Here is a 5,733-nt window from a genome sequence, read left to right on the forward strand (position 1 = left end):
GTAACCGTCCGCCACTTCGACGATGTCGCCGCGCTTGCCGACGCCGGTCACGTCGGCCCTCAACACAACTTTCACTGGTCACCGCCGCCACGCGCGTCGGCACCCACGGCAGCTGCCGGGCGCTCCGGCTGGCTCTCGGCCCCACCGGCGGCTGGCTGGGGCGGCACCGGAGCTGCTCCTGCGCCATCGGGTCGCCCGGGCGGACCGGCCGTCGGTCCGGCATCGGGCGCCGCCCGCGGCACGACGGGCCTGGGCGCGCCGCGGCCTCCGCGGCCGCCGGAACGCTCGGTCATGGTCCGTTGGCTGTACGGAAGCAGAGCCAGCTCCCGGGCCGTCTTGATGGCGACCGCGACGTCACGCTGGTGCTGTGCACAGTTGCCACTGACCCGGCGGGCCCGGATCTTGCCGCGATCGCTCATGAACTTCCTGAGCAGGTTCACATCCTTGTAGTCGACCCAGTCGATCTTGTCCTTGCAGAAGATGCAGACCTTCTTCTTGGTTCTCCGGCCGGTGTCCTTGGCAGACCTCTTCGAGCCGCGATCCCGGTCGCTGCCGCGGGGCATCAGAAGGGCTCCTCGCTGTGGTCATAGCCGGACGACTGGCCGGCAGCGACGGGGCGGGGGCTCCCGCCCCCGCCACCTCCGGACCCGCCGTCACCGCCGGGACCCCGGCGCTCGTTCTTGGTGACCTGGGCCGTCGCCCAGCGAAGGCTGGGACCGATCTCGTCGGCCACGACCTCGATCTTCGATCGCCGCTCACCTTCGGCGTTCTCCCAGCTGCGCTGGTCGAGCCGACCGGTGACGAGCACCCGGGAGCCCCGGACGAGGCTCTCGCTGGCGTTCTCGGCCATCTCCCGCCAGCAGACCACGTCGAAGAAGGACGTCGCCTCCTCCCACTCCTGGGTCTGCCTGTTCTGCCAGCGGCGGTTCACGGCGAGGCCGAACGACGCCGTGGCCTGCCCCGTGGGGGTGAACCGCAGCTCCGGATCGCGCGTGATGTTTCCAACCAGGGTGACGTTGTTCCCATTCGACATGATTCCTCCGTTCGAGAGTCAGCTCGCCTCGGCCTCGGCCCCGGTCCGGGATCGAGCGCTGGGACCGACGAGTCCCGCCACCCGATCGGGTAGCCGTATGACCTTGTGACGAAGCACTTCGTCAGTGAGGGAGAGCACCCGGGCAAGCTCGGTCAACGCCGCCGGCTCGGCCGTGATCTCCAGGAGGATGTAGTACCCCTCCCAGCGATGGTCGAGCTCGTAGGCGAACCGGCGCTTGCCCCAGCGGTCGACCCGGCCGAGGTTGCCCCCGCGGGACCGGATGACCTCGGTGGCCCGGTCGATGACCGCCCGGATGGCATCTTCCTCCAGGCTGGCGTCGAGGATGATCATGACCTCGTAGGGCCGCATAACGACTCACTTCCCTCTGGACCCGGCGCAGCTGCGTCCGGGGCCCCGGTCCATCCGGGGCAGGGATAGCTGGAACCTGATCATGCTAGTCGACGTCTGCGATTCGCTCATCTCGTCACCGAGTATGGCGCGGAGGTGTGACAGAGACGAGGAATGCGGGTCAGACGGCGCGACCCCCGGCGAGCCGCGGGTCCCGCAGGTCGATCACCGCGGATCGCGACCTGCGGTTGATGACGCCCCTCCACTGGTGCCAACCGAGACCACCTCGTCCGGTGCGCCGGCGGAAGAGGTGGGCTGGGCCGCGGACCAGAGGCTCGCGGCCACCTCATCTTTCAGGTGATAGCTCTCGGCGTCGGCCGGGAAACGCCCGGCCCGAACGTCGGCCGCGAAGGCCGTGACCGCAGCCGAGGCGTCATCTGCGAGCGAGGCATAGCGACGGACGAACTTCGGGGCTTTGCGCTCCTCCAGACCAACCAGGTCGTGGAATACCAGTACCTGGCCGTCGCACCAGGGACCGGCGCCGATCCCGACGGTAGGAATCTCCACGGCTTCGGTGACCATGCCCGCGACGACATCCGGTATTCCCTCCAGCACGATGGCGAAGCAGCCGGCCTCCTGCAGGGCGCGGGCGTCGGCCAACAGCGTCCTCGCCGCTTCGGCTTCGCGGGCCTGGACCGTAAACCCCCCCATCACGTGCATGGACTGCGGCGTCAGACCCAGGTGCCCCATGACCGGGATCTCCGCATCGGCCAGGGCAGCGACCATGCGAGCGCGGCGGCGCCCTCCCTCCAGCTTGACCGCCTGGGCTCCGGCCCGAACCAGGGCGGCGCCGTTGCGCACGGTGTCGGCCTCGTCGACGTGATAGCTCATCCAGGGCAGGTCGGCCACGACGAGAGCCCGGGGGCCGGCCCGTCTCACCGCGGCGACGTGGTGCGCCATGTCCTCGACGGTCACGTGCAACGTGTCGTCGTAGCCGAGGACGACCATGGCGAGCGAGTCGCCGACGAGGATCAGATCGACGCCCCCTTGATCGGCGATGCGCGCCGTCGGCGCGTCGTAGGCGGTGACCATCACCAGCGGTGGGCTCCCCGTCGCCCGCTTGCGCGATCGTACGGCGGGAACGGTCCCTTGCTGAGCCATGCCAGCCTCCTTCCCGTCCAGCGCCACTCGGCTGCCGGCGGTGGGCCAAGTGTACTGTCAGCCTGGTGGAGCGCGTGTGCGAGAACTGCGCCGGCGAGGACGACGAGCTGGTCGCCGTGCACCGCCTCTACGTGGTGCCGGAGTCGTGGGACACCCCCGCCTCGACCACCAGAGTCGAGGAGATCGAGCTCTGGTGCTTCTCGTGCCGCTCGCTCTATCCCCACGAGCCCGTCGAAGCACCACCGGAGACATGAGGGTTCGGGACGAAGGCGCTTCCGGATCGGTCGATCAGGGCCGATAGGGCCCGCCGACGATCAGTCGATCAGGACCGGTAGCGCCCGCCGACGAGGAACATCCTGGCCAGGTGGTTCCACGCGCATTCGGGGCACACCTCGACCACGTAGCAGGCGAGCTCGCTGGCCCGCTGGGACAGCTTGGCCAACTCCTGCTCGGTCGTCAGGCACCGACCGCTCGGTGGAAGGCGGGGGCCGAAGGCGAACGAGACCAGCACGAGCTTGGCCTCCTCGCAGACCGGGCAGTCCTCGCCGGTCGACGTGCCGACGTTGCGGGCGGCCCGCAGCAGCTCGGGCTGGGCGTCGCAGACGTCGAGCCGGGACATACGCCCGCGTTTGAGCTCGCTCACCACCGAGTTGCGGGCGAGACGGTAGTCCACGTCTGCCGACAGCCCAGAGGAGGGGCGGCGGCCCCGCAACGACTGGGGGTGCAAGCTCACGGCGACAGGCTACCGCCCTCTGCCGGACGCCAAGCCCTGACGGGTCGCGGCCGAGCACCACTGCCGATGTCCCTTGTTCGCCGACCGGCGGCCGCCTTGGTAGCATGTCGATATATCGAATCGATACATCGACCGGTTGAACCGGGGATGATGGGGGTCGACCGGTTGGCCGGTGGTCGAAGCCGGCCAGGAGCACCAGGCCGGAAATCGGTCTGGCGATGAGACGAGACGGAGCACGACGTGTTGGAGATGGCCATCCTCGGCCTCCTGAAGGAACAGGAGCTCCACGGCTACGAGCTGAAGAAGCTGCTCGGTGAGACGCTCGGGCCGCTGTCGAGTGTGTCGTTCGGCTCCCTGTATCCGGCCCTTGCCCGACTCGAGGCTGCCGGCGCGGTCAAGGCGGTCGAGGCCATCCGACCCACCGCCAGCATTCCCATGACCGGCTCCCTCGGCGGAGAGCGGGCCGCCTACCGGGCCCGGGGCGTGATCAGGGGAAGCCGGGGGAAGAAGGTCTACGGGATCACCGAGCAGGGTCAGCGCCTGTTCGAGGAGCTGCTGGTGGCTGACGCCCAGTCGGATGGAGACGACCGCAGCTTCACCCTCCGGCTCGCCTTCGCGCGTCACCTGCCTCCGGAGGGGCGGCTGGGCCTGCTCGAACGACGACGAGCCCAGCTGGTTCAGCGGCTCGGCCGCACGCGCCAGACGATCAAGGCCGGGCGCCAACGCCTGGATGCCTACACACGCTCCCTCGTGGAGCACAACACGGAGACGACCGAGCGGGACATCTCGTGGCTCGACCGCCTCATCGCCGCCGAGCGCAGCTCGGCCCCGCGGGGGGAACAGACGCCAGCCAGGAGAAGTCGGCAGGCCGCCGAGACGGAGGACAAGAACCGATGAGCAAGATCCGGGTCGCCATCGCCGGGGTCGGCAACTGCGCCAGCGCCCTCGTGCAGGGCATCGAGTACTACCGCACCGCCGAACCGGGAGAGACGGTGCCGGGACTGATGCACGTCGTGCTCGGCGGCTACCACGTCGGCGACGCCGAGATCGTGGCGGCCTTCGACGTGGACGCCACCAAGGTGGGGCTCGACCTGAGCAAGGCCATCTTCGCCGGCCACAACAACACCATCCGCTTCGCCGAGGTGGGCGAGCTCGGGGTGACGGTCAGCCGAGGCCCCACTCTTGACGGTCTCGGGAAGTACTACCGCCTCGAGATCGAAGAATCACCGGCCGAGCCGGTCGACGTCAGCGAGGTGCTGCGGCAGACCGGGGCCGACGTCCTCGTTGGCTACCTCCCGGTCGGCTCCGAGGAGGCGCAGCGTCACTACGCCGCCGCCTGCCTCGACGCGGGCGTTGCATTCGTGAACGCCATCCCGGTGTTCATCGCCAGTGAGCCCGAATGGGCTCAGCGGTTCACCGATGCGGGCGTGCCGATCATCGGAGACGACATCAAGAGCCAGGTCGGGGCGACGATCGTGCACCGCATCCTGGCCCGGCTCTTCGAGGACCGGGGAATGGCCCTCGACCGCACCTACCAACTCAATGTCGGCGGCAACATGGACTTCAAGAACATGCTCGAGCGCGATCGGCTCGAGTCCAAGCGGATCTCCAAGACACAATCAGTGACGAGCCAGCTGCAGCACGGGATCCCGGACGACGACGTCCATATCGGTCCGTCCGACCACATCAGCTGGCTGGCCGACCGAAAGTGGGCCTACCTGCGGCTCGAGGGTCGCAACTTCGGCGACGTTCCGTTGAACATGGAGCTCAAGTTGGAGGTGTGGGACTCACCCAACTCGGCGGGTGTGATCATCGACGCCGTTCGCTGCGCGAAGATCGCCCTCGACCGCCAGATCGGTGGACCGCTCCTCGGGCCCTCGGCGTACTTCATGAAGTCGCCCCCCGAGCAGTACCGGGACGAGGACGCCCGCGAGATGGTGGAGCGCTTCGCCACGGGTCAGTGAGCCCCGGACGGGCGCTCCTTCCACCACTGGGACAGCCGGCGTCTAGCCTCGGCCTCTCCCAGCGGACCCTCGTCGAGGCGTAGCTCCAGCAGGAAGTCGCGCGCTTCTCCCACCTCGGGGCCGGGCGCCAGGTGGAGCTGCTCCATGATCTGGTTGCCATCGAGGTCGGGCCGGATCGTGTCGAGCTCCTCCTGGGCTCGCAGCTCCTCCAAGCGGCGTTCGAGCTCGTCCATCCGCAGGGACAACGCACGGGCCTTGGTCGCGCTGCGGGTCGTGCAGTCGGCACGGGTCAGCTCGTTCAGCCGGTCGAGCAGCGGTCCCGCGTCCCGCACGTAGCGACGGACGGCGCGGTCCGTCCAACCCATCCGGTAGGTGTGGAACCGCAGATGCAGCTCGATCAGCCGTGTGACGACGTCGACGTCGTCGTTTGAATATCGGAGCGCCCGCATCCGGTCACGGGCCATGCGCGCCCCCACGACCTCGTGGTGGTGGAA

General features: G+C 68.9%; 8 protein-coding genes and 1 pseudogene. 3 read left to right on the forward strand and 6 right to left on the reverse strand.

Going from position 1 to position 5,733, the window contains the following annotated elements:
* Positions 1–302: 302 nt before the first annotated feature.
* From rpsR to panB, 4 genes and pseudogenes are all read right to left on the reverse strand, one after another.
* Positions 303–563, reverse strand: a pseudogene (gene rpsR / locus VGF64_17635) (30S ribosomal protein S18).
* Positions 563–1,033, reverse strand: a complete 471-nt coding sequence (gene ssb / locus VGF64_17640) for a single-stranded DNA-binding protein (protein ID HEY1636582.1) — start codon at positions 1,031–1,033, stop codon at positions 563–565. The pseudogene rpsR and the gene ssb overlap by 1 nt, the downstream one beginning before the upstream one ends.
* An 18-nt stretch (positions 1,034–1,051) precedes the next feature.
* On the reverse strand, positions 1,052–1,402 hold the full coding sequence (gene rpsF / locus VGF64_17645; GenBank protein ID HEY1636583.1) for a 30S ribosomal protein S6: 351 nt from the start codon (positions 1,400–1,402) through the stop codon (positions 1,052–1,054).
* Between the two features lie 204 nt (positions 1,403–1,606).
* Positions 1,607–2,542, reverse strand: coding sequence for a 3-methyl-2-oxobutanoate hydroxymethyltransferase (gene panB / locus VGF64_17650; GenBank protein ID HEY1636584.1), 936 nt, complete (start codon positions 2,540–2,542; stop codon positions 1,607–1,609).
* Between the two features lie 65 nt (positions 2,543–2,607).
* Here panB and VGF64_17655 point away from each other — a divergent pair, with 65 nt between their 5' ends.
* Positions 2,608–2,796, forward strand: a complete 189-nt coding sequence (locus VGF64_17655; protein HEY1636585.1) for a hypothetical protein — start codon at positions 2,608–2,610, stop codon at positions 2,794–2,796.
* Positions 2,797–2,864: 68 nt separating this feature from the next.
* On the opposite strand, the gene VGF64_17660 is transcribed toward VGF64_17655, so the two are convergent.
* Entirely contained in the window at positions 2,865–3,275 is a 411-nt protein-coding gene (locus tag VGF64_17660) for a DUF5318 family protein (protein ID HEY1636586.1), read from the reverse strand.
* A gap of 249 nt (positions 3,276–3,524) precedes the next feature.
* Here VGF64_17660 and VGF64_17665 point away from each other — a divergent pair, with 249 nt between their 5' ends.
* Both VGF64_17665 and VGF64_17670 read left to right on the forward strand, forming a co-directional pair.
* Positions 3,525–4,172, forward strand: a complete 648-nt coding sequence (locus VGF64_17665; GenBank protein ID HEY1636587.1) for a PadR family transcriptional regulator — start codon at positions 3,525–3,527, stop codon at positions 4,170–4,172.
* Complete coding sequence (locus VGF64_17670; GenBank protein HEY1636588.1) at positions 4,169–5,239, forward strand: inositol-3-phosphate synthase; 1,071 nt, start codon at positions 4,169–4,171, stop codon at positions 5,237–5,239. The genes VGF64_17665 and VGF64_17670 overlap by 4 nt, the downstream gene beginning before the upstream one ends.
* Here the strand turns inward: VGF64_17670 and VGF64_17675 are convergent.
* The coding region (locus VGF64_17675) for a CCA tRNA nucleotidyltransferase (GenBank protein ID HEY1636589.1) at positions 5,233–5,733 on the reverse strand (501 nt) is incomplete at its 5' end. The two genes, VGF64_17670 and VGF64_17675, sit on opposite strands and share 7 nt — an antisense overlap.

This window comes from Acidimicrobiales bacterium (assembly GCA_036491125.1).
GTDB lineage: Bacteria > Actinomycetota > Acidimicrobiia > Acidimicrobiales > AC-9 > AC-9.

Excerpts from the sequence above, each read along its gene's own strand:
- ssb (HEY1636582.1), bottom strand. The coding sequence starts at position 1,033 with ATGTCGAATGGGAACAACGTCACCCTGGTTGGAAACATCACGCGCGAT.
- rpsF (HEY1636583.1), bottom strand. The coding sequence starts at position 1,402 with ATGCGGCCCTACGAGGTCATGATCATCCTCGACGCCAGCCTGGAGGAA.
- panB (HEY1636584.1), bottom strand. The coding sequence starts at position 2,542 with ATGGCTCAGCAAGGGACCGTTCCCGCCGTACGATCGCGCAAGCGGGCG.
- VGF64_17665 (HEY1636587.1), top strand. The coding sequence starts at position 3,525 with ATGGCCATCCTCGGCCTCCTGAAGGAACAGGAGCTCCACGGCTACGAG.
- VGF64_17670 (HEY1636588.1), top strand. The coding sequence starts at position 4,169 with ATGAGCAAGATCCGGGTCGCCATCGCCGGGGTCGGCAACTGCGCCAGC.